Source organism: Microvirga rosea (genome assembly GCF_020595095.1).
Lineage (GTDB): Bacteria > Pseudomonadota > Alphaproteobacteria > Rhizobiales > Beijerinckiaceae > Microvirga > Microvirga rosea.
The window spans coordinates 45828-65471 of record NZ_JAJDOP010000013.1; the positions used below are offsets into that span (position 1 = coordinate 45828).

The 19644-nt window shown below is 54.4% G+C and carries 15 protein-coding genes; 11 read left to right on the forward strand and 4 right to left on the reverse strand.

Going from position 1 to position 19644, the window contains the following annotated elements; translation table 11 throughout:
- The first annotated feature begins 57 nt into the window (after positions 1–57).
- From LJD17_RS20890 to ispH, 5 genes are read left to right on the forward strand one after another with little or no spacing between them, the layout of a single operon-like run.
- A complete protein-coding gene (locus LJD17_RS20890) occupies positions 58–786 on the forward strand; it encodes a lysophospholipid acyltransferase family protein (protein WP_227386130.1) in 729 nt (242 codons plus the stop codon).
- Positions 783–1904 (forward strand): glycosyltransferase, encoded by a 1122-nt coding sequence (locus tag LJD17_RS20895; RefSeq protein WP_227386131.1) that lies wholly within the window; start codon positions 783–785, stop codon positions 1902–1904. The genes LJD17_RS20890 and LJD17_RS20895 overlap by 4 nt, the downstream gene beginning before the upstream one ends.
- Positions 1891–3549, forward strand: a complete 1659-nt coding sequence (locus LJD17_RS20900; protein WP_227386132.1) for a squalene/phytoene synthase family protein — start codon at positions 1891–1893, stop codon at positions 3547–3549. The genes LJD17_RS20895 and LJD17_RS20900 overlap by 14 nt, the downstream gene beginning before the upstream one ends.
- Positions 3549–4829, forward strand: a complete 1281-nt coding sequence (locus LJD17_RS20905; RefSeq protein WP_227386133.1) for a hydroxysqualene dehydroxylase — start codon at positions 3549–3551, stop codon at positions 4827–4829. Before LJD17_RS20900 ends, LJD17_RS20905 begins: the two co-directional genes overlap by 1 nt.
- Positions 4826–5794 (forward strand): 4-hydroxy-3-methylbut-2-enyl diphosphate reductase, encoded by a 969-nt coding sequence (gene ispH / locus LJD17_RS20910; protein WP_227386134.1) that lies wholly within the window; start codon positions 4826–4828, stop codon positions 5792–5794. Before LJD17_RS20905 ends, ispH begins: the two co-directional genes overlap by 4 nt.
- Here the strand turns inward: ispH and LJD17_RS20915 are convergent.
- Positions 5773–7188 carry an MATE family efflux transporter gene (locus LJD17_RS20915; protein WP_227386135.1) on the reverse strand — a complete coding sequence of 472 codons (1416 nt, stop codon included), beginning with the start codon at positions 7186–7188 and terminating at the stop codon, positions 5773–5775. The genes ispH and LJD17_RS20915 overlap by 22 nt on opposite strands.
- 124 nt (positions 7189–7312) lie before the next feature.
- On the opposite strand from LJD17_RS20915, the gene LJD17_RS20920 reads away from it, so the two are divergent.
- Positions 7313–8287 carry an amidoligase family protein gene (locus tag LJD17_RS20920; protein ID WP_227386136.1) on the forward strand — a complete coding sequence of 325 codons (975 nt, stop codon included), beginning with the start codon at positions 7313–7315 and terminating at the stop codon, positions 8285–8287.
- Positions 8284–8985: a gamma-glutamyl-gamma-aminobutyrate hydrolase family protein gene (locus tag LJD17_RS20925; RefSeq protein WP_227386137.1), complete on the forward strand. Its 702-nt coding sequence runs from the start codon at positions 8284–8286 to the stop codon at positions 8983–8985. The genes LJD17_RS20920 and LJD17_RS20925 overlap by 4 nt, the downstream gene beginning before the upstream one ends.
- 2 nt (positions 8986–8987) lie before the next feature.
- Here LJD17_RS20925 and LJD17_RS20930 read toward each other — a convergent pair whose 3' ends face one another.
- Positions 8988–10406, reverse strand: a complete 1419-nt coding sequence (locus LJD17_RS20930) for a response regulator (RefSeq protein ID WP_227386138.1) — start codon at positions 10404–10406, stop codon at positions 8988–8990.
- 220 nt (positions 10407–10626) lie between these two features.
- Between LJD17_RS20930 and LJD17_RS20935 the strand changes: the two genes are divergently transcribed.
- Positions 10627–12885 carry a glycoside hydrolase family 3 N-terminal domain-containing protein gene (locus LJD17_RS20935; protein WP_227386139.1) on the forward strand — a complete coding sequence of 753 codons (2259 nt, stop codon included), beginning with the start codon at positions 10627–10629 and terminating at the stop codon, positions 12883–12885.
- Between the two features lie 85 nt (positions 12886–12970).
- Here LJD17_RS20935 and LJD17_RS20940 read toward each other — a convergent pair whose 3' ends face one another.
- Both LJD17_RS20940 and LJD17_RS20945 read right to left on the reverse strand, forming a co-directional pair.
- Positions 12971–14068 (reverse strand): glycosyltransferase family 2 protein, encoded by a 1098-nt coding sequence (locus LJD17_RS20940; RefSeq protein WP_319799714.1) that lies wholly within the window; start codon positions 14066–14068, stop codon positions 12971–12973.
- Between the two features lie 29 nt (positions 14069–14097).
- Entirely contained in the window at positions 14098–15294 is a 1197-nt protein-coding gene (locus tag LJD17_RS20945; RefSeq protein WP_227386140.1) for a glycosyltransferase, read from the reverse strand.
- A 310-nt stretch (positions 15295–15604) separates the two neighbouring features.
- On the opposite strand from LJD17_RS20945, the gene LJD17_RS20950 reads away from it, so the two are divergent.
- Genes LJD17_RS20950 through LJD17_RS20960 form a run of 3 tightly spaced genes read left to right on the forward strand, consistent with a single transcriptional unit; the run spans position 15605 to position 19494 of the window.
- Positions 15605–15931: a hypothetical protein gene (locus LJD17_RS20950; protein WP_227386141.1), complete on the forward strand. Its 327-nt coding sequence runs from the start codon at positions 15605–15607 to the stop codon at positions 15929–15931.
- A gap of 15 nt (positions 15932–15946) precedes the next feature.
- Entirely contained in the window at positions 15947–18094 is a 2148-nt protein-coding gene (locus tag LJD17_RS20955; protein WP_227386142.1) for a peptidase domain-containing ABC transporter, read from the forward strand.
- Positions 18091–19494, forward strand: coding sequence for an HlyD family type I secretion periplasmic adaptor subunit (locus tag LJD17_RS20960; protein ID WP_227386143.1), 1404 nt, complete (start codon positions 18091–18093; stop codon positions 19492–19494). Before LJD17_RS20955 ends, LJD17_RS20960 begins: the two co-directional genes overlap by 4 nt.
- Positions 19495–19644: the final 150 nt, after the last annotated feature.

A 19644-nucleotide genomic window follows, 5' to 3' on the forward strand; every position in this document is an offset into this window, starting at 1 on the left:
ATAGCATCTCCGGTTGAACAACGTTCGCCCATCATCTCAAAATTCATGGCCCGATACATGCGCCGCTATTTTGCTCGGCACATGAACTCCCTGCGCCTTACGAAGTGGGGGGCTCCCGATATTCCCGCAAAGGGACCTATCATCGTCTATTCCAACCATTCATCCTGGTGGGACGCCGTCGTCTATATCATTGGCTCAGACGTACTTTTCCATAAGTACGAATGCTACGCTCCGATCGACGCAGACATGCTAAAGCAATATGGCATCTTTAGACGGATTGGAGCTTTCGCAGTCCAACCCGGCACCTCCCGTGGAACTTCGGACTTCCTTCACGCAAGTCGTGTCGTTTTATCGTCTCCGCAGCGAGCATTATGGCTCACAGCCCAAGGTCGCTTCGCAGACGTCCGTGAGAGGCCCCTCGATCTGAAGGCTGGGCTGACGCGTTTGATCGAGTTCGCGCCCGGCTGCCAAGTCTTGCCCTTGGCGATCGAATATAGCTTTTGGCTCGAGCGTGGCCCGGAAGCTTTTCTTGCTTTCGGCCCTTCCCTTCGTGGCCATGATCTCCTCCAAATGTCGCGCAAGGAGCGACTGAGACACCTCGAGGAGCATTTAGCCGCAACCATGGAGCGTCTGAGCGCCGATGTCGAAAGCCGAGATCCGGGACGCTTCTCGTCGCTCGCTGGAGGAAAAGCCGGAATTGGAGGCGTTTACGACGGCTGGCGCCGCGTGATGGCCGCTCTTCATGGACGTCGGTTCGACGCCTCGCATGAGGGCCGGTCCACATGATTTATCTTGAGGTGATGCTCCTTGCGCTTTCTGCCATTCCGGCTCTCCTCGTCGCGGCGAACTTGACGATCCTGCGTCGCACGGCCCGCTACCGGCCGACCGAAAGCACGCTTGTTTCCATTCTGATTCCCGCACGCAATGAAGAGAAAAACATCGGAGCAGCACTTGATGCCGCTCTTGCCAGTGTTGGGGTGCCGATCGAAATCTTGGTCATGGATGACGGCTCAACAGACAGTACGGCAGAAATTGTCCTAGCCTATTGTGCTAAAGATAGGCGGGTTCGCCTTCTCACGGCACCACCACTCGAAGAAGGCTGGACGGGGAAGATCCACTCCTGCCATCATCTCTCTCTCGCCGCTCGCGGAACCCACCTCCTGTTTGTGGATGCCGATGTACGGATCTCGCCGCGTGCCGCGGCCGACCTCGTCGGCCATTCTGAAGCCACAGGCGCTGCACTGGTCAGTGCCGTTCCGCGACAAGTCATGGCGTCAATTGGCGAAATTCTGACTGTTCCCACCATCAATCTGGTGCTGCTGGGTTACCTACCCATAGGGTTGATGCGGCTATCTCTTGATCCTGGGCTCGGCGCGGCCTGCGGACAGTTAATATGCGTTGAAAGAAATGCGTATCATGCCGTCGGCGGGCACAAGGCCATTCGCTTCCATCTTCACGATGGCATTCAATTGGCTCGGCTGTTTCGTCGCAAAGGGCGCATGACCGATCTGATTTCAGGTGAGTCACTGGCCTCGTGCCGGATGTACTCAAATCTTAGAGAGGCGTGGGCCGGCTTTAGCAAAAATGCTCATGAGGGAATGGCGACGCCCGTGAGCCTCCCGATCTGGACGATGTTCCTGTGCGGCGGGCATGTACTGCCAATCGCTCTCGTATTCTATACAGAATCTATTCTCGTATTTTTAGCCGTTGTTCTCTCGCTCGGCACCCGTGCAGCCGTGACCGTGGCGACCCGTGAGAACATGTTGTCGATCCCGTTTCATCCTCTCACAATCCTGGTGAGCTTAGGCATCCAATGGAGCGCTCTATTCAAAGTTGGCGCCGTCGGAAAAGTAGGATGGAAAGGCCGACATTATCCGCATCGGGTGATTCATGAGAGGCAGTAGCGACTCCGCGGGAAAGCAACCAAGTGATGAGGGTTTCCCCGTCGCTTCACTCATCCTTGCACGTTCCCATCGAAGCGCCGTGCTGGCCTTTTACAACTTTGCCCGATTTGCCGACGATATCGCGGATTCACCACATTTTTCCTCGCAAGAGAAGCTGGAAAGGCTAACTGACCTTGAAGCGGCGTTAATTGATACGGGAAGCCCGCAGCCCAAGGTTTCCGCACTCCATGCCGTGAATGAGCGTTTCGGAACGGGTGTTGCAGAGGCGTATGCTCTCTTGCAGGCTTTCAAGCAGGATGCCTTTCATTCACGCTACAATGACTGGGATGACCTGATCGATTATTGTCGCCTGTCTGCGAATCCAGTTGGGCGGTTTCTGTTAAGGATCCATAAGGAGAGCCATACAGCAAACGGTCCTGCAGACGCGCTATGCACCACTCTTCAGATCCTGAATCATCTTCAGGATCTTTCTTCTGACAAGAAGAGACTGAATCGTGTTTACATACCCGCGACATGGATCTCAAAGATCGGAGGGGAAGCGATCTTCTTCGATCCATCGCAACTTGCTCCCCGACGCCAGATTATTGATGCCGTATTGGATCGCATCACTGACCTCCTGCATGTTGCGGCAAGCCTCCCGAACCATCTTTCGAACCCGCGCCTAAGAGCTCAGAGTATTGCAACTCTCGACCTGGCGAGATCCCTTCATCGAAAGCTGAGAGTTCATGATCCGCTTATTCAACGGGTTTCGGCAAGCAAACTTCAGGCTGGGTTTGCATTTCTAAAAGGCCTCGCCGGCAGTCTGAACTACACCTTCAATCGTGACGCTTCGCTTGTCGCAGCGACTGTTGCCGGCTCGCATTCCTCCTTCCAGGTGGCCATGCGGAGCCTGGACCAGGAACGGCGCCGCGCGATCTATGCAGTTTACTCGGTCTGTCGACGTATGGACGATATTGCAGATGGAGGCATGCCGGCTCATGAGAAACGTCGTTTTCTGGATGAATGGCGACGCGAGATCGATGCCATTCATAAGTCTCCTAGGTCGCCGGTCGGCAGGGAACTTCAACGAGCAGCAGCGAACTTCAATTTACCGACCTACGAGTTCCACACGTTACTCGACGGCATGGAGACAGACTGCAGCGATCAAGTGAGACTCGAATCCGAAGACGACCTGGAGCGCTACACCAGACAGGTCGCCGGATCCGTTGGAGCGCTGTCGATTTACATTTTCGGCCTGCCGCAAGAAACGCGTTTCGCCATTGAACTTGGCAAGACCCTGCAGCTCGTCAACATACTTCGCGATATCGATGAGGACGCCAAGCTCGATAGAGTGTATGTCCCCCTGTCTCGTCTCTCTCAAGCAGGTCTGGCAGATGCACCCGCTCATGTTTTGATAGCGGACCCACGCTTTTGTAGCCTTTGCGAGGGACTTGCTGCAGAAGCAAGTTGCGGCTTCGCGAGAGCCGATGAGGCGCTTTCCCGAATTGATCGGACAGCCGTTAAGCCCGCTATCCTGATGATGGAAAATTACCGGCGCATCTTAGGGCGCTTACAAGCGCGCGGCTGGAGAACACGCGGGGACAAACTTCGTCTCAAGACCTTTGACCGCCTTTATCTGCTCGGCCGTGCTATGGGAGCAGCTTAATGGCTGGACAAACCCACATCGTCGGCGCAGGCATCGCGGGATTGAGCGCGGCTCTCTCAGCAACATCCTTTGGCAGAAGGGTGGTCCTCTACGAAGCTGCGCCGCAGATAGGCGGGCGTTGCAGAACGATTCAAACCTCGGGCGGATTTCAACACGATAACGGCACACATGCTCTACTGTCGGCCAACCGACGCACACTTGCATTCTTGAAGACAGTTGGAGCAAGGAAACACTGGCTGGAACCGGAGCCGGAGGGAATCACGCTTTATAACTCGACGACTGGCTCGGTAGAGCGGGTAGGCTTGTCTCCATGGTCCTGGCTTTTGGCATCGCAACGCCCCTCTGGCCTATCTGCTTCGGACCTACCGTTGCTTGTACGGCTTGCATTCAGCAGGACGGACCGCCCCGTCAAATCCTTGGTTGGCAACCGCCCGATCTTGAAAAATCTGCTGGAACCACTGACTGTTTCCGTTCTGAACACGCCCGTTGAAGAGGCGTCCTCACAGCGCTTGGGAGAAGTACTGCGGCGCTTATTGTACCCTGGGTCTGTAAAGCTGCTCGTTGCTGAGCGTAGCCTTTCTCAAGATCTTGCGGATCCTGCGTCTCATGAGCTTGAAGCGCGTGGGGCAAAGATTTTTCTTCGCCAGCGGCTTCGACAAATACACACGGCTGATGGACGTGCGGTCGCACTTGCTTTCAACGATCGAACTCTCATCCTTCGGCCGGAGGATCAAGTTATCTTGGCTCTCCCGCCATGGGAGATCCAACGCCTCCTTCCGAAGATTCCGGTTCCCACAGAGTTTGAATCCATCATCAACATCCATTTCCGTTGTGACGGCGCTCCCCGCCCCCGCTTTGTCGGGCTCCTTGGGACAATGGCGCAGTGGGTTCTCGTGCGCTCTGATCATGTGAGCGTCACAATTTCCGCGGCCCGCGCGGTCATCGAGCAAGACCCGGGAACCTTGATAAAGCGAACCTGGAAAGAAATTGTACCTGTTCTGAGGCACCTGGGCCTGAGCGGTCTTTGTCGAGAAGAACCCGCAGCGAAGCTTGTCAAGGAAAGGCGTGCCACAATCCGGCAAAGTGCAGGCCTCATTCCGCAGACGCCTGTCCGGCCTCTTCTCAACCTTGCTCTTGCGGGTGACTGGCTCGGGCGTTTGCCGGCGACCATAGAGAGCGCTGTGACATCTGGAGAGGAGGCCATATCAGCTCTAAGTTCTGCCGATTACAGCAGGCACCTCCCAGGAAAGAACAACTCTGTTCATATGGAGGCAGTGTGACCACGGTCCTTCCCCCTCTTAAGGTCCTACTTGCAGCGCCGCGAGGCTTCTGCGCAGGTGTCGAGCGCGCCATAAAGGCGGTTGAAGATGCGATCGAGCATACGAACAGACCGGTCTATGTGCGGCATCAAATCGTACATAATGAACAAGTCGTCAGGCATTTAGAGGCTAAAGGCGCTGTCTTTGTCGATAGACTATCCGATATTCCCGATGGGGCGATCGCGATTTTCAGCGCCCATGGGGTCTCCCGCGTGGTGGAAGAGGAGGCGGCTGGACGCAAACTCGACGTCTTGGATGCGACGTGTCCTCTTGTGCGCCGCGTTCATTTGGAGGCGCGGCGGCATGTGCAGGCAGGGCGCGAGGTGATCCTCATCGGCCATCGGGACCATGTCGAGGTCGAAGGTATACTTGGTCAGGTTGATGGCACAGTCCATGTCATTTTCGGCCCCGACGAGGTTGAAGCTCTAGAGGTTTCCGATCCCAATGATGTCGCCTACGTCACGCAGACGACGCTTTCAGTCGACGACACCCGGCAAGTCATTGCTGCTCTTCGCGCGCGGTTCCCGGGGATTCAAGGGCCTGACACAAAAACGATTTGCTATGCAACGCATAACCGTCAGCTTGCCGTGAAGGTTATCGCCCAACATGCAGATCGCTTTATCGTTTGCGGCGCTCGCAATTCATCCAACACGAACCGCCTTTGCGAGGTTGCCGCAAAGAGCGGCCTGCCAGCGCTGCTCATGCAATGTCCAAGCGACCTAACCTTGTCCTTTGTCGATGGTGCTGCGGTCATCGGATTGACATCTGGAGCGTCGGCACCGGAAGAGATGATCCGTCAAGCTCTTGAGCAACTGTCCCATTGGAGAAGTGTGACGGTAGAAGAAGTTCGCGTCACGGAGGAAGGAACGCGCTTCGCACCTGTCGATCTCTCGAAGTTCAGCACTCATCTTGAGAGTGCCTCCTGAGGAGCCGGGTGCAGCAATCCGAGCCGATCGCGACGCAACCAGCGCCACAGCATAAGCGACGCCACAACCGCAAGGCCCGTCGCGAGCCCGACCCAGATTCCGACCCCTCGCAAACTTGTTCCAAACGCCAGAATGACACCGAGGGGAAGACCCACTCCCCAGTAGCCTAAAGCTGCGAACATCATCGGAACGCGGGTGTCTTGCAGACCGCGCAACATCCCTGCCCCCACCGCCTGGGCCCCGTCTGCCAATTGAAATATGGCTGCCAGGGTCAGAAACGACACTGCGAATTGGAGAACGATTGCATTGCTGGGATCCCTGATATCAAGGAACGCTGCAATCAATAGCTGGGGAGCAAGCAACATCAAGAGCGCCGTCACTATCATGAATCCGACCCCGAGCACGAAGGCCGTCCATCCGGCACGAGCCACGCCGCCGGCGTCCTGCGCGCCAAGTGCCCGGCCGACGCGGACGGTTACAGCTTGACCGATCCCAAACGGCACCATGAAGCATAACGATGCGATTTGCAGAGCAATCGCGTGGGCCGCGAGTTCATTGGCTCCAATGCGCCCCATGATGAGTGCAGCAGCATTGAAGATCGTCACTTCGAAGGCCACTGTCAGACCGATCGGTGCGCCGATACGCCATAAAGTTCGGTATCGGGCCCAATCCGGTCGCCAGAAGCGGCCGAAGAGGTGATAGCGTCGTAAGCGCTTGTCCCAGCTGACGACCAAGGCAAGGCTCACGAACATGAAGATGCTTGAAATCACCGTACCGATCCCGGCACCGATGAGGCCGAGTGCCGGGAGGCCCAACTTGCCGAGCATGAGGACGTATGCAGCCCCGAAATTGACCGGAACTGCCAGCACACCAATGACGAGTGCCCAGCCGGGCCTTTCGAGGGCGGATAAAAACGAACGCAGAACAAGGGAAAACAGGAAAGGCAGCAGACTCCATTGCAGGGCGCGGATGTATATGCCGGCATCATGCGCAAGGGTTGCCTCCTGGCCCATCAGGAGAAGCATCGTCTCGCCATTCCAAGCCAGAAGCCAGATCGGAACGGCCACTGTGATAGACGCCCAGAATCCCTGCCTCACTGTGCGCCGCACATCTCGAACGGAATGCCGTTTACGGCCCAGCTCCTCAGCGATCAAAGGAGAGGTTGCATTGACCAATCCGATCCCAAAAATCAGGAACGCGAAGTAAAGATTGGTTCCTAAGGCCCCTGCTGCAAGAGCGCCGGATCCCAGCCACCCCATCAGAATGACATCGGATGTCATGAGCGCGTTCTGCGCCAGATTGGTCAAGACGAGGGGCCAACTCAGGGCGAGCATCGCACGGAGTTCTTCGCTCCACGCAGACTTTCCAGGTTTTGATATATCAATGGCATTCATGGCGTGCTTTTAGCCCGACTCGCGGCCGAAAAGCCATATCCTTCTCGCCTGGATCATTGTTGCATTTAGCCGGAACCTCCCGGCGCTGCACTCGTTCACCTGAGCAATTGGTCAGGAGTTCCCAATGGCGCAACCGGCGCTACCCACCGAAATCGCGTTTTCCCTACCGCCGGCACTCCTTAACGAGGCTGGCGAAACGAGAACGGTTGGGGTTGAGGTTGAATTTGCGGGTCCTTCGGCGGAAGAAACAGCGCGGACGCTTCAAAAGGCATTGGGCGGCACAGTTATTGAAGAGGACCCCCATGCTTACCGACTCGACGGTTCCAGCATAGGAAGCATAGCGATCGGACTTGACAGCCGGATGTTACACCCTAGCCCAAACAATAATAAACTGGGCTTCCTCCCTCGTCTTGCCTCATGGTTCGGCTCAGCCGCGAGCTATGTTATCCCGTGTGAGCTTGTTACCGAGCCAATTCCCTTCGATCGACTTCGCGAAGTCGATCAAGTCCTCTCCATTTTGCGAGGCATTGGTGCAAAAGGCACCCAGGACGCCCCTTTCTATGCTTTTGGTTTGCACTTCAACCCAGAGATTCCGCGGCAAAACGCTCGCACGGCGGCTGCGTTTCTGAAGAGTTTCGTTCTTCTGAACTCCTGGCTACGCCGGGAAGTGGCTCCCGATAGAACTCGCGATATTCTAGGCTTCGCCGCACCTTTTCCAGAGGACTATGTGCGTCGAATCGTGTCGCCTGATTACTGGCCTGAAATCGATGAATTTATAGACGATTACCTCATCGCCAATCCAACACGGAACCGCGATCTCGATCTTCTTCCACTCTTGTATCATTTTGATTGCGTAAGAGTCAGAAAAGCTCTCCCCAATGAAAAGATCAACGGTCGCCCAACTTTTCACTACCGTCTGCCAGACGCGAGGATCAGCGACGCCGGCTGGAGCATCGCGCCTGATTGGAACCGATGGGTCACAGTGGAACGTCTAGCGGAGGACCATGAACACTTGAACGCAGTCGGTTCGGTCTTTCTTTCATTTGAAGGAGAGAGCAAAAGTTGGGCCGACCTTGTCGAACATATCGCTCTGTCATGACGCGACCTTTGATCGGCGTGACAACTTCGCGTGTGGGTGGTTGGCGCAGCTACCTCATGCATCGCCTCGCCCTTGCACGTGCAGGAGCGCGCGCTGTCAGGCTGATGGCCGGGACGCCTCTTCCTCAAGAACCGCTACAGGGGCTTATTATCGGTGGAGGAGATGACATCGGAGCTGAAATTTATGGCGGCAAGGTTCTGCCTGACGTGCGCATTGATCCAGAGCGGGACAAGCTTGAACTCAGCTTGCTGAAGATGGCTTTACCGATGAGCCTGCCGGTTCTGGGAATTTGTCGAGGCTCTCAGATGATCAATATCGCATTGGGAGGGACGCTGCATACGGACATCTATGAAGTATATATCCAAGCACCGAAAATGCGGACAGTCCTTCCGAAGAAGCGCATCCGGATTTTACCTGAATCTAAACTCGACCAAATTCTCGGCTGCAATCCATGCCGAGTGAATGCCTTGCACCATCAATCCGTAGACCGCCTTGGCGAAGGCCTCCGCATCGCCGCAGAAGACGAGAACGGGATCGTCCAGGCAATTGAGGATCCGAACGCAGCGTTCCTTCTTGGCGTTCAGTGGCATCCGGAGCTACTCTTTTGGAAAAAGCAGCAGCAGCGCCTATTTCAGGCATTATCTCAGGCTGCCACCGTATCAAAAGCTAAAATCGAAGCCGCAGCTGCGAATCTATGACATTATTGACTGCGTCGTGACCTTCGTGACGAAAGCGAGACAACTTTTCCGCTCATCGAGGCAATCTGCTTTTCTATTGCAGTTTGAAGTTCACGACTGACGATAGGCTTATACAAAAGCGGGAATTCATTTACCGCTGCGGATGTGTCCCCGGAGATGAGGAGGATCGGCAGGTCTGGAAGAATCTGCCTTACGTCATGCGCAAGCCTAACGCCGTTCTTAGCTCCGGTCATGGCCACATCCAAGAGAAGCAAGTCGGGCGTTTTGGCCTTTAATGCCCTCATAAGCTGATCTGGTCTTGTCGCTGTGCGCACCGCGTATCCAATTTCTTCAAGCATCGCCTGCGACGCGAGAGCCACTTCAATCTCCGGATCAAAGATCAGAATGTCCTTATGATCAGCAACACGCTCTTCAGCATGCCGCTCATCTTGCCGTGCTGAGCAGGGCGTCTGGATCGAAGCGACAGCCCTCGGAAGATAGATTGCAACGACAGTTTGCTCTCCTCTGGTTGTGACTTCAGCCGTTCCGCCAAGAGGCTGTAAGAAATAGAAAAAACTGTTAAACTCGAGCCAGCTCGCAAGATCCATATCCTGCATCGTGAAGATGCTATCCCCATCCACCTGCGAAGCACCCGGCCCGTTGCCGAGAGAGCTTGCTGCGATCGTGATGCGCACGAAATCGCCTTCAAGGTTTGCCCCGGAAGTCGTTCCCTTCGATACATCTACATTCTGGGCCTCAAGAGTAAGTGTGCCGCCTTGACTGAGATTGTCGCGGAGCATAAGGCACAAGGCTATGATGGCCAGTTCCAGATCGTTCGGATCGGCTTGAACGTGCCAAAGATTATCTTCGACATTCGATTCAAGCTTAACGTCATCGCGCAATAGGACGCGGCCTAGCAACATCGTGGCGGCAGAGACCCTCTCCGCGATACAGAATGTTTGAACCTGTGGCCCATTGTTCCTGATGAAGGCACTTGAGCGTTCAACTAGCCCTGCTGCCTGATCCACTGCAACGAGAGCCGAGAGAAGTTTGCGTTGAAGGTTAGGCTGGTCCCTCATCCGTCTGGAGACGGCATCAATATTCGCACTAATGACCATAAGCCGGTTGTTTAGGTCATTAACGATGCTGTCGCCGATATGTCTGAAGATATCAACTCGGTGGACCGAAGATGCATAACCTTCATTCAAGACAGCTTGTGATTTTTTCCGAGGGGACTGGCCTCTTTCTTCGTGGCGATCCGACTTTTCAGCGTCCTGCTCGAACACAGTCACACGACGACCTAGCTGATCTCTCAGCCTGTTTTGGACTCTTGTGAGCTTCGCAATGCGCCAGCCCATCAAGAGAATACTGCCCAAGGCTACAGCCGAAAGCGCCATGGCGAGAATGAGGGCCAGCTCGGTTTCTCCCATGACGACAGCCATGCCTATAGCCGCCATCAGAACAAACAGCGTGCAGCAGGATACGGCTAGCAGGAGCCCCATATTGAGCGGCAAGGGATGCATCCTTGTCAGGTCGCAGCCAGAACAGTTTCCTAGCCGAGCTTATGCGGCTAGCGCTATTCCCTATCTTTGCCCTATTTAACATAAGAAGAGGATGTTCGGGATCCTCCCAAGATAAAGTTTTTGTGTCCTAGGCTAGGGGATGATGGTGCAGTCGACTGGTTTCTTCGCCTTTTTGAGACTGGGTCTCGCGGCCTTCTTCGCAGTCGCCTTTCCGGCGGCGGGTCAACCTCAAGAAGAAGTCGAAAAGCGGGTCAATGATCTTCTTCGAACCATGACCTTGGAGGAGAAGATCGGCCAACTCAATATGGTATCCAACGGGGCATTACTGCGATGGGATGATATTTCATCTGGCCGCGTAGGCGCTCTTCTCAATTTTAATAACGCCCAGGATATCGCTCGCGCTCAGGCGGCCGCTCGCCAATCAAGGCTCAAGATACCCGTGCTGTTCGGCCTGGATATTCTTCACGGCTTCCGAACCCAGTTCCCGATCCCCTTAGGAGAAGCGGCAGCTTTCAATCCCCGGCTATCGCGCCTTGCATCCGAGTGGGCCGCGCGAGAGGCATCTTATATCGGCGTCCAGTGGACCTTCGCGCCAATGGCCGACCTCTCCCGCGACAGCCGCTGGGGGAGGATTGTGGAGGGCTTTGGCGAGGATCCCTACCTCGGTTCGGTTTTGACGGCCGCTCGAGTCGAAGGCTTTTCCAAAGGAGGACTCGCGACAGCGACAAAGCACTTTGCAGGATATGGTGCACCACAAGGAGGGCGGGACTACGATACTACCTATATCCCTCCTGCTGAAATGTACGACACCTACCTCCCGCCATTTCGCGCGGCTGTGGAAGCAGGATCGGTGAGCTTCATGGCTGCCTTCAATGCGCTCAACGGGGTTCCGTCGACCGCGAATGCTTGGCTCCAGACGGACGTCTTGCGCAAGCGTTGGGGCTTTGACGGTTTTGTCACTTCCGATTGGGCCGGGATCAACGAGCTCATTGGTCATGGCATCGCGGAAGATGGTGCGGAAGCGGCTCGAAAAGCAATTCTCGCTGGCGTCGATATGGACATGATGGGGGAGCTCTATATTCGCTACCTCCCCGAAGAGGTACGGTCCGGGCGCGTACCTGAAAGCGTCATTGACGAAGCCGCACGGCGTATCTTGCGATCAAAGATGCGTCTGGGCCTCTTCGATCGCCCGGATGCTGACCCTAAGCATGTCGACTCGATTTTTCCATCTGCTGAAGCTCGGCAGGCAGCAAGAGAAGTCGCGCAGGAAACAATTGTGCTGCTGCAGAACAGAAATAAAGTTCTGCCGATTAGCGGATCTGTTCGCTCCATTGCCGTGGTCGGCCCTCTCGCAGATGCACCGTTGGACCAGTTTGGTCCACATGGAGCCCGTGGCCATGCCCAGGATAGCGTATCGATTCTTCAGGGAGTTCGTGCGAAGGCTGAGCAATCCGGCATCCAGATCAGACACGCGATAGGATGCGATCTTGTCTGCCACTCGAGCGATCAGCTCCCGGCAGCACTTGAAGCGGTTAAGTCCTCGGATCTCACGATTGCGGTCTTCGGCGAGCCTGCCGATCTTTCAGGAGAGGCGGCTTCTCGCGCCCATCTTGCTTTGAATGGCAAACAAGAAGAAATCCTTCGTGCGCTGGCGGCGGCTGGCAAGCCGATCGCTTTGGTGATTATTGGAGGGCGTCCCCTAGAGCTCGGGACACTTCCCGACCAAATTCCCTCGGTTCTGATGGCTTGGTACCCGGGAACCGAAGGTGGGCCTGCCCTCGCCGACATCCTGTTTGGCGATGTAAACCCAAGCGGCAAGCTACCTCTCAGTTGGCCGAGAAGTGTCGGACAACTGCCGCTGTATTACAACCGGCTGCCCACAGGACGACCGACTCTCGAGAACAATCGCTTTACGCTTAAGTATGTCGATGAAGCGATTACGCCATTGTACCCCTTCGGGTGGGGCTTAAGCTACACCCAGTTCGCTTATAGCCGTCCTGAAATCACAAAGACACACCTCAAGGCGGGCGATATCCTTGAGGTGTCGGTTCAAGTGACGAATGAAGGTTCTCAAAAAGGTCACGAGGTAGTTCAGCTTTACACGCGCGACCCAGTAGCAAGTCGCAGCCGGCCATTGCGAGAACTGAAAGCTTTCGAGAAGATTTTTCTCGAACCCGGTCAATCTAAACGTGTCACATTTCAGATTCTCGTCAACGCACTGGGCTTTCACCAGGACGATGGGAGCTACTGGCTTGAGAAGGGGGCAATTCAGATCTTTGTCGGCGGCAACTCTCTCGCTGATCTATCAGGAGAGATTTTCCTGGAAGAAACGGTCACTGTTCCTCTCGGAGAGCAGCGGGCTATTTCGTCGATGAAAGTGTACCGCAATGACTTATGAGCCTGACAAGCCTGCTGCTCCGGAGAACTATCTTCTAAAAGCTCACAGAACAAAAATCGGACCGAATCTAAGAGCGTTTCGCGCCTCAGAACACGCCGCTGCGGTGCCATCTTTGCCAACGGAGAGCGTTTGTCACTCGACGTTGTATTCGTTGAAGAACGAATAACGGGTGAAGTGAAGACAATATAGGACCGCAATGCTTCCGGGCAGCTAAACCTTGCCACTCATAGACGCTCTCGACATCTGGCTCGATCTCGCGGGCCAGATTCACGAAACGGTTGATAGAAACGTGATCCGCAGGGTTCTTGTCCAATACCTGGGTCGCAAGCTTTAGCGCTTGGGCTGCGATTGCGCGCTTGGCGGCGGACTGCAATTCTAGGAGTTCCGGAAGCTCCTGTGAAATTCCATCAAAAAGAACTTCGAAGGCGAGGTGCCGCTCGACCAGGTCGCGATACGCATCAACTTTTTGAGCCGAAAGGCTTTTGGGATGTTCACGGTGCCACGCTTGGTCTGCGCCATGGATATAGGCGACATCGGAGAACGCGGCCAATCGCAACCACATCTCCATGTCGTGTGTATGATCTAAAGGCCGCTGCCCCCCTAACCTATCGACCAGAGACTTTCGCATGACAACTTCCGGAGAAGTAATGACATTGTAACCAGAATGACAACGGTCGGAGAGCCACTGACGCCCAGGCCAGATCGTCCATGAAGACGGATTAGCGCGCGCACGTGGCAGATTCTCGCCTGAAAAATGAACGGGGTGTCCATAGATGAGGCCAACAGATGGATAGTGACGCGCCACGGCAACAGCACGCTCCAGGGAGCCGGGCGTCAATAGGTCATCTGCGTCAAGCCTCACTAAAAACTCGCCAGTCGCCTTGTCCAGTCCATCATTGAACGTCTGCACGGGACCTGCATTCGTGCTATGAGCGACAACCTGAACTCGTGAGTTCTCAGAGGAGAGTCGACTTGCAACGAGCAGACTGTCATCTGTCGACGCATCGTCGACAATCACGACATCCACCCTTACGCCCGTCTGCTTGAGCGCACTATGTACGGCAGACGGCAGATAACATGCATAATTATAACAAGGGATGACAACCGTAACGGTTGCCTCCGATGTATCGACTAAACGGGGCCGGACTCGAAGCTTTTGCATAATTGAGGCACCGCTGCTCATAAGGCATTCTCTATTAAGCTCAGCCGGGTCTAGGAACTGATCTGTTGCTTCTGGAATATATCGCCAAGTGCTTCCCGCGCCATGACGGCCCGAAACTTCATTGTTCTGGCAGCTGACCTTAATAGAGAAGGCACTCTGGGCCAGAATCCTGCGCGCTCAGAAATGACATCGTCATAGATCCCGATGAGCCTTTCAGCGGCGCTTTCAAGACTGAAATGTTCCTCGACAAGCGCGCGCCCAAGTTGCCCAAGTCGAGGCCAGCTCGAGCGATCGTCGAGGAGTTGCCGTAAATTCAGTTCAAGATCGACGCCGCCTCTCCCGCCTGATCCGAAGAAGCCTTGAGCCAGGAATAGCGTTGCTGTCTCCTCGTTGAGGTTCAGCCAAAATCCATGTTCTCCCTGTACAAGAAGGGGCTTGGAAAAGGACATCCCCTTTAAGGCGGAGCTTCCCATCCCTAAGACAATATCAGCCGCATCATACGTATCCCGGGGATCAAATAGCGTCCCGGTTAGTACGATCAGCGGTCTCCCAAATTTGCAATTGATCTTTTCCGCCCGATCGTGAACTTCGCTCCAACCGTGGCCGTCTCCTGCAACGAGAAGCCGTACCGGAATCTCGTCTGCAAGTCGCCCAACAACATCAATCGCTTCCAGCACTCCCTCAAGCTTTCCAAGGTCCGTCGTCAATCGGCAAACAATTGAAAGCACGATCTCATGTGGATCGAATCCCCAGCGAGTTCTGGCTTTTCGTTGATCAGAGGAAGAGTTCTTCGCCGTATCGATCGGCGGCTCGATGACATAGAGCTTTTCACGTGGCTTTATCTTCTCGCCAAGCTCGCGCGTTCCTACAATAAGAGGAAGATGGGACGGCAGAAACTTTGGAATATCCATCGACAGAACGGTCATGAGAAGCGGCGTTCCATAGAGGGTATGAGGGCTGAAGCTAGCCTCCAGAATAGGTCTCCACTCATAAGCATGAACAAGATCGATTCTGTGTTGCCGAACTATGTTGGCAAGCTGCACCATCGTACGGGCGGACAGATAGGTCGAATTTACCGGAGTCGGTACGTACTCCAAACCTAACTCGTGAATCATAGGCACAAGGATGCCGTCAGGAGCAAAGACGACAACCTCAACACCCCTGCTTTTCACCGCGGCTGCAAGCTCGATGGCGTTGATCTGGCTCCCACCCATCGCCATGTCATGTGGATAAACAAGGATCTTCATCAATCTGTCCGTCTTATTTATACATGATAATTCTAGGGTTTACTCTCACATACAGGAACAGTGTCCTTGTTATATAGCTATGCTCTAGCATACAGATAATTTCATCGCTGTAGATACCTCGATAGGGCTAGCAATGCTTATGTTTACACCTGACAAAGGTAGATACCAAGCAAACTAGGCACTAATCTTCGACCAATGCCTCTGAATTCAAAGCTAGTTCGACTAAAATAAACACTACCTCTAATGCCCCGTTGGATCCCGACCCAGATAGCAGTTCAATTGAATTGCCGCACAGGTAAGGAACAGACTTATGCAGGAAGAAGTATATTCCGACGGTATTGCAGAAATTACGATTACCGGTCCAATTGTCCGTATTGATTTAATGAGCCTTTCGCCAGCAGAACGAGATGCAAAGAACAATCCTAAACCTGTTTTCAGGCAGCGCATCGTCATGCCGGTCGACGCTTTTGCCAATTCCGTTGAACTACTGCAAAAAGCTCTGAAAGGTTTGATCGAGGCAGGAGTTATCAAGCAAGATACTGCCCCTCAAAGAGAAGAAAGCCAGCCCTCTACAAATGGCGAGACATTACCCTTTATAAAGGGTTTGCGTAATTCCTCTCCGAACTTCTCATCCTGACAAAGAGTAAGTCCAGTGGGTGCAGAAGTCGAAACAAGTTTGCACTGTCTCGTCGCTGTTGCACGGCACTACGGTGCTGACCTGTCTGCCGAACAGCTTGCTCATACGTATGCTCTGCAAGACGAGCCTGTTTCCTGGCAGCTTTTGCTGCGCATGGCGCGTGAGGCCGGCCTTCGAGCAAAAAAGGTCAAGCTAACCTGGTCGCAGCTGCTGAACCTGCGGGAGGCTTTTCCCGCCATTGCGCGGCTTTCAAATGGTAACTGGGTCGTCGTCGCAGGGGTTCAAACCGAGGACCAAAACGACAAAGTTATCATATTGGATCCTAAGGCTCTTCGCCCAGAGCCTCTTATTCTAGCAGAGCAAGATTTCTGCAAAGCTTGGCAGGGCGAAATAATTCTCGTTAAGCCGGCTCCTAAGAGCTTTAAAGATCCAACCCGGCCCTTTGGCTTTCTTTGGTTCGCACCTGAGCTATTCCGTCAACGGCGGCTTTTCGGCGATGTCATCGCAGCGGCGCTTGTTCTCTATGCCTTGGGCCTCGCGGTTCCGATATTCTCACAGCTCGTGATCGACAAAGTTCTTACGCATGAATCTTATGCCACATTATATGTACTCGCGGGGGGCGTCGCTCTCGCTCTCATATTCGACGCAATATTCACATTCTTGAGACGTTACCTTCTCCTGTACGCCAGCAATCGCATTGATATGCGAGTCGCCGTCCGCACCTTTGCCCATTTGCTGTCTCTTCCGATGGGATACTTTGAGAAGATTCCTGCTGGTATCTTGGTCAAGCATATGCAGCAGGCGGGACGCATAAGAGAGTTTCTGACCGGACGTTTGTTCACGTCCATACTGGACGGTCTATCACTCTTGGTCTTCCTGCCTGTGCTTCTGTTGTACAGCGTGAAGTTAACCCTTGTGGTCCTTGCGTTCACGGCGTGCGTTGCACTCGCGATCGGCCTCCTCATTGGACCGTTCCGTCGCCGGCTGCAATCCCTTTATGAGGCCGAAGGCGAGAGGCAGGCGCTTCTTGTCGAAGCTGTCCACGGAATGCGGACGATTAAAGCTCTTGCCATGGAGCCACTGCATCGGAAAACATGGGACAATTCTTCTGCTCAGGCCGTTATTATGCGGTACAATGTAGAAAGAATATCAGCTGTAGCGCAGAGCGTAACGGGCGTGCTCGAGAAACTGATGAGTGTCTCGATCATTTCCCTTGGAGCGCTTGATGTATTCGATCATTCAATGACGGTCGGCGCTCTCGTTGCGTTCAACATGTTAGCCGGAAGAGTATCTGGCCCCCTTGTACAGATTCTGACGATGGCACACGAATATCAGGAGGTTGCTCTTTCAGTTCGCATGCTGGGAGAAGTGATGAACAAGTCGCCTGAAATCGACGGAACTCATCGAGGGCTTTGCCCGCCCTTACAAGGGCAAATTCAGTTCGATGAGGTTTCCTTCGGGTACCAGCCTGATCGGCCTCCGGCACTCAATGATGTGTCGTTCACGATTGATGCCGGGAGTATTGTGGGAATCGTTGGCCGGAGCGGATCTGGAAAAACCACTATTACCCGATTGATCCAACGCCTCTACTCTGTCCAGAAAGGTCTTATCCGCATTGACGGATATGATATCAGAGAACTCGATCTCGCTCACCTCCGGAAGAGTGTCGGCGTCGTTCTCCAAGACAACTTTCTCTTCCGTGGAACTATCCGTGAGAACATTGCGGCCGCGAAGCCATCCGCGACGTTTGAAGAAATCGCACTTGCCGCGAAAGCCGCAGGAGCGGAGGAGTTCATCGAACGTCTCCCGCGAGGGTTTGATACGATTCTAGAAGAGAACGCGGATAACTTGTCTGGCGGACAGAGGCAGCGTCTTGCTATTGCCCGAGCCTTGGTAACCGACCCGCGCCTTCTGATCCTGGATGAAGCGACGAGCGCTCTCGATCCAGACAGCGAAATGATCATCCGTCAGAATCTTCGCAGGATCGCGGAGGGTAGAACTGTTTTGATCGTTTCTCATCGCCTATCGACGCTCGTAGACGCCAACGCGATCCTTGTTGTCGAGCGCGGCCACCTCATCGCTGCGGGCAGGCATGAACAGCTTCTGACATCGTGTACGACGTACCGGCATCTGTGGAATCAGCAGACGAGGCAGGCCGCATGATCCCCGCCCGACGCGACAAAACTGATGTCAGAGTGTTGCCAGCTTCGCGGGCTCTGACGGCGTCGTCGAAACGGCAGCCGGCATTCGTGTTGGAGTTTCAGCCCGATGCCATCGAGGTTGAAGAGCGCCTACCGCCACGTGTGGCACGCGCTACGCTTTATTCAACAACCGCCCTTATTGCGATGGCGCTTACTTGGGCGAGTCTTACGGAGATCGATGAGATTGTCGTTGCCAAGGGGAAGTTGATCACGACGGAACCCAACATCATCATTCAACCGCTCGAAAACTCGGTTGTCAGAAATCTAAAGGTCAAGGTAGGCGACAGTGTCGCGGCCGGGCAGGTTCTGGCTGTTCTCGATCCGACCTTTACAGAAGCAGACGTTCAGCAACTTCAGGCAAGATTCAATAGTGCCGATGCCATGGTTCGACGTTTGGAAGCGGAGCTCTCCGATCAGTCCTATATTCCGTCAGATCCCAAAAGCGCCGAGCAGCTCGTGGAAGCAAGACTGTTCATTCAAAGAAAGGCTTTCAGAGACAGTCGCCTGCGGAATTTGGAAGAGGAGATCGCGCGTTCGGAGGCAAATCTCAATAAGGGTCGTCAGGAAGAGACAATTCTCTTACAAAGGCTGAGAGGCATTCAAGATATCGAGGAAATGCGGACCGTGTTGCTGGAGCATCAGACCGGCTCGAAGTTGAATCTTCTACAGGCTCGCGACATGAGACTCGATGTAGAAGCGACCCTCACACGTACAAAAGGCGCCCAGGTCGAAGCGAAACATGAACTCGAGAAGGCCAAGGCGCAACGCCAGGAGTTCGTGGACGATTTTATTCGTGCGACATTGGAATCGCTGATAGACGCCAGAGGTAAGCGTGATGCCCTCACGGAAGAATTGAAGAAAGCCGAGCTGCGCCGTAATCTGGTTTCTCTGACGTCTCCGGCAGATGCCGTGGTGCTTGAGGTTGCTCAGCGCTCGGTGGGCTCGGTTATGCGCCAGGCCGAACCACTTTTTGTTCTGGTTCCGTCGAATGTTCCCCTTGAAGCCGAGGTATCAATTGAAGCTAAGGATATCGGGCACATCAGCGCTGGGCAGCGCGCTCGGATTAAGCTCGATGCCTTTCCTTTCCAGAAACATGGCACTGCGTCTGGAACTGTCCGAACCATCAGTCGCGACGCCTTTCCAGGGGATCCTAAGGAAGAAGGCTCACACTCAAATGGAGCACTCCTGTACAAAGCCCGGCTAACGCTCGATGACACACGCCTGCATGACGTCTCCGACAAGTTTCGGCTCATGCCAGGAATGTCTGTTCAGTCCGAAGTCAAAGTAGGTAAGAGAAGCGTGATCTCATACTTCCTCTATCCACTCCTCCGAGGACTTGATGAGGGCATTAGGGAGCCCTAGAGATACACTCGAAAGGTCTCTCATCGTTAATACGCCGGTACTTTCTGCTTCTGAACTGCCACCGTGACATGCTAACCAAACCCCCAGAGCGTTGGCAGTTGGGCGTTGTGGATTCCAGATCGCAACTACACCTGCTGCTTGGGCATAGAG

Excerpts from the sequence above, each read along its gene's own strand:
- LJD17_RS20890 (WP_227386130.1), top strand. The coding sequence starts at position 58 with ATGCGCCGCTATTTTGCTCGGCACATGAACTCCCTGCGCCTTACGAAG.
- LJD17_RS20895 (WP_227386131.1), top strand. The coding sequence starts at position 783 with ATGATTTATCTTGAGGTGATGCTCCTTGCGCTTTCTGCCATTCCGGCT.
- LJD17_RS20900 (WP_227386132.1), top strand. The coding sequence starts at position 1,891 with ATGAGAGGCAGTAGCGACTCCGCGGGAAAGCAACCAAGTGATGAGGGT.
- LJD17_RS20905 (WP_227386133.1), top strand. The coding sequence starts at position 3,549 with ATGGCTGGACAAACCCACATCGTCGGCGCAGGCATCGCGGGATTGAGC.
- LJD17_RS20915 (WP_227386135.1), bottom strand. The coding sequence starts at position 7,188 with ATGAATGCCATTGATATATCAAAACCTGGAAAGTCTGCGTGGAGCGAA.
- LJD17_RS20920 (WP_227386136.1), top strand. The coding sequence starts at position 7,313 with ATGGCGCAACCGGCGCTACCCACCGAAATCGCGTTTTCCCTACCGCCG.
- LJD17_RS20925 (WP_227386137.1), top strand. The coding sequence starts at position 8,284 with ATGACGCGACCTTTGATCGGCGTGACAACTTCGCGTGTGGGTGGTTGG.
- LJD17_RS20930 (WP_227386138.1), bottom strand. The coding sequence starts at position 10,406 with ATGGCTGTCGTCATGGGAGAAACCGAGCTGGCCCTCATTCTCGCCATG.
- LJD17_RS20935 (WP_227386139.1), top strand. The coding sequence starts at position 10,627 with ATGATGGTGCAGTCGACTGGTTTCTTCGCCTTTTTGAGACTGGGTCTC.
- LJD17_RS20940 (WP_319799714.1), bottom strand. The coding sequence starts at position 14,068 with ATGAGCAGCGGTGCCTCAATTATGCAAAAGCTTCGAGTCCGGCCCCGT.
- LJD17_RS20945 (WP_227386140.1), bottom strand. The coding sequence starts at position 15,294 with ATGAAGATCCTTGTTTATCCACATGACATGGCGATGGGTGGGAGCCAG.
- LJD17_RS20950 (WP_227386141.1), top strand. The coding sequence starts at position 15,605 with ATGCAGGAAGAAGTATATTCCGACGGTATTGCAGAAATTACGATTACC.
- LJD17_RS20960 (WP_227386143.1), top strand. The coding sequence starts at position 18,091 with ATGATCCCCGCCCGACGCGACAAAACTGATGTCAGAGTGTTGCCAGCT.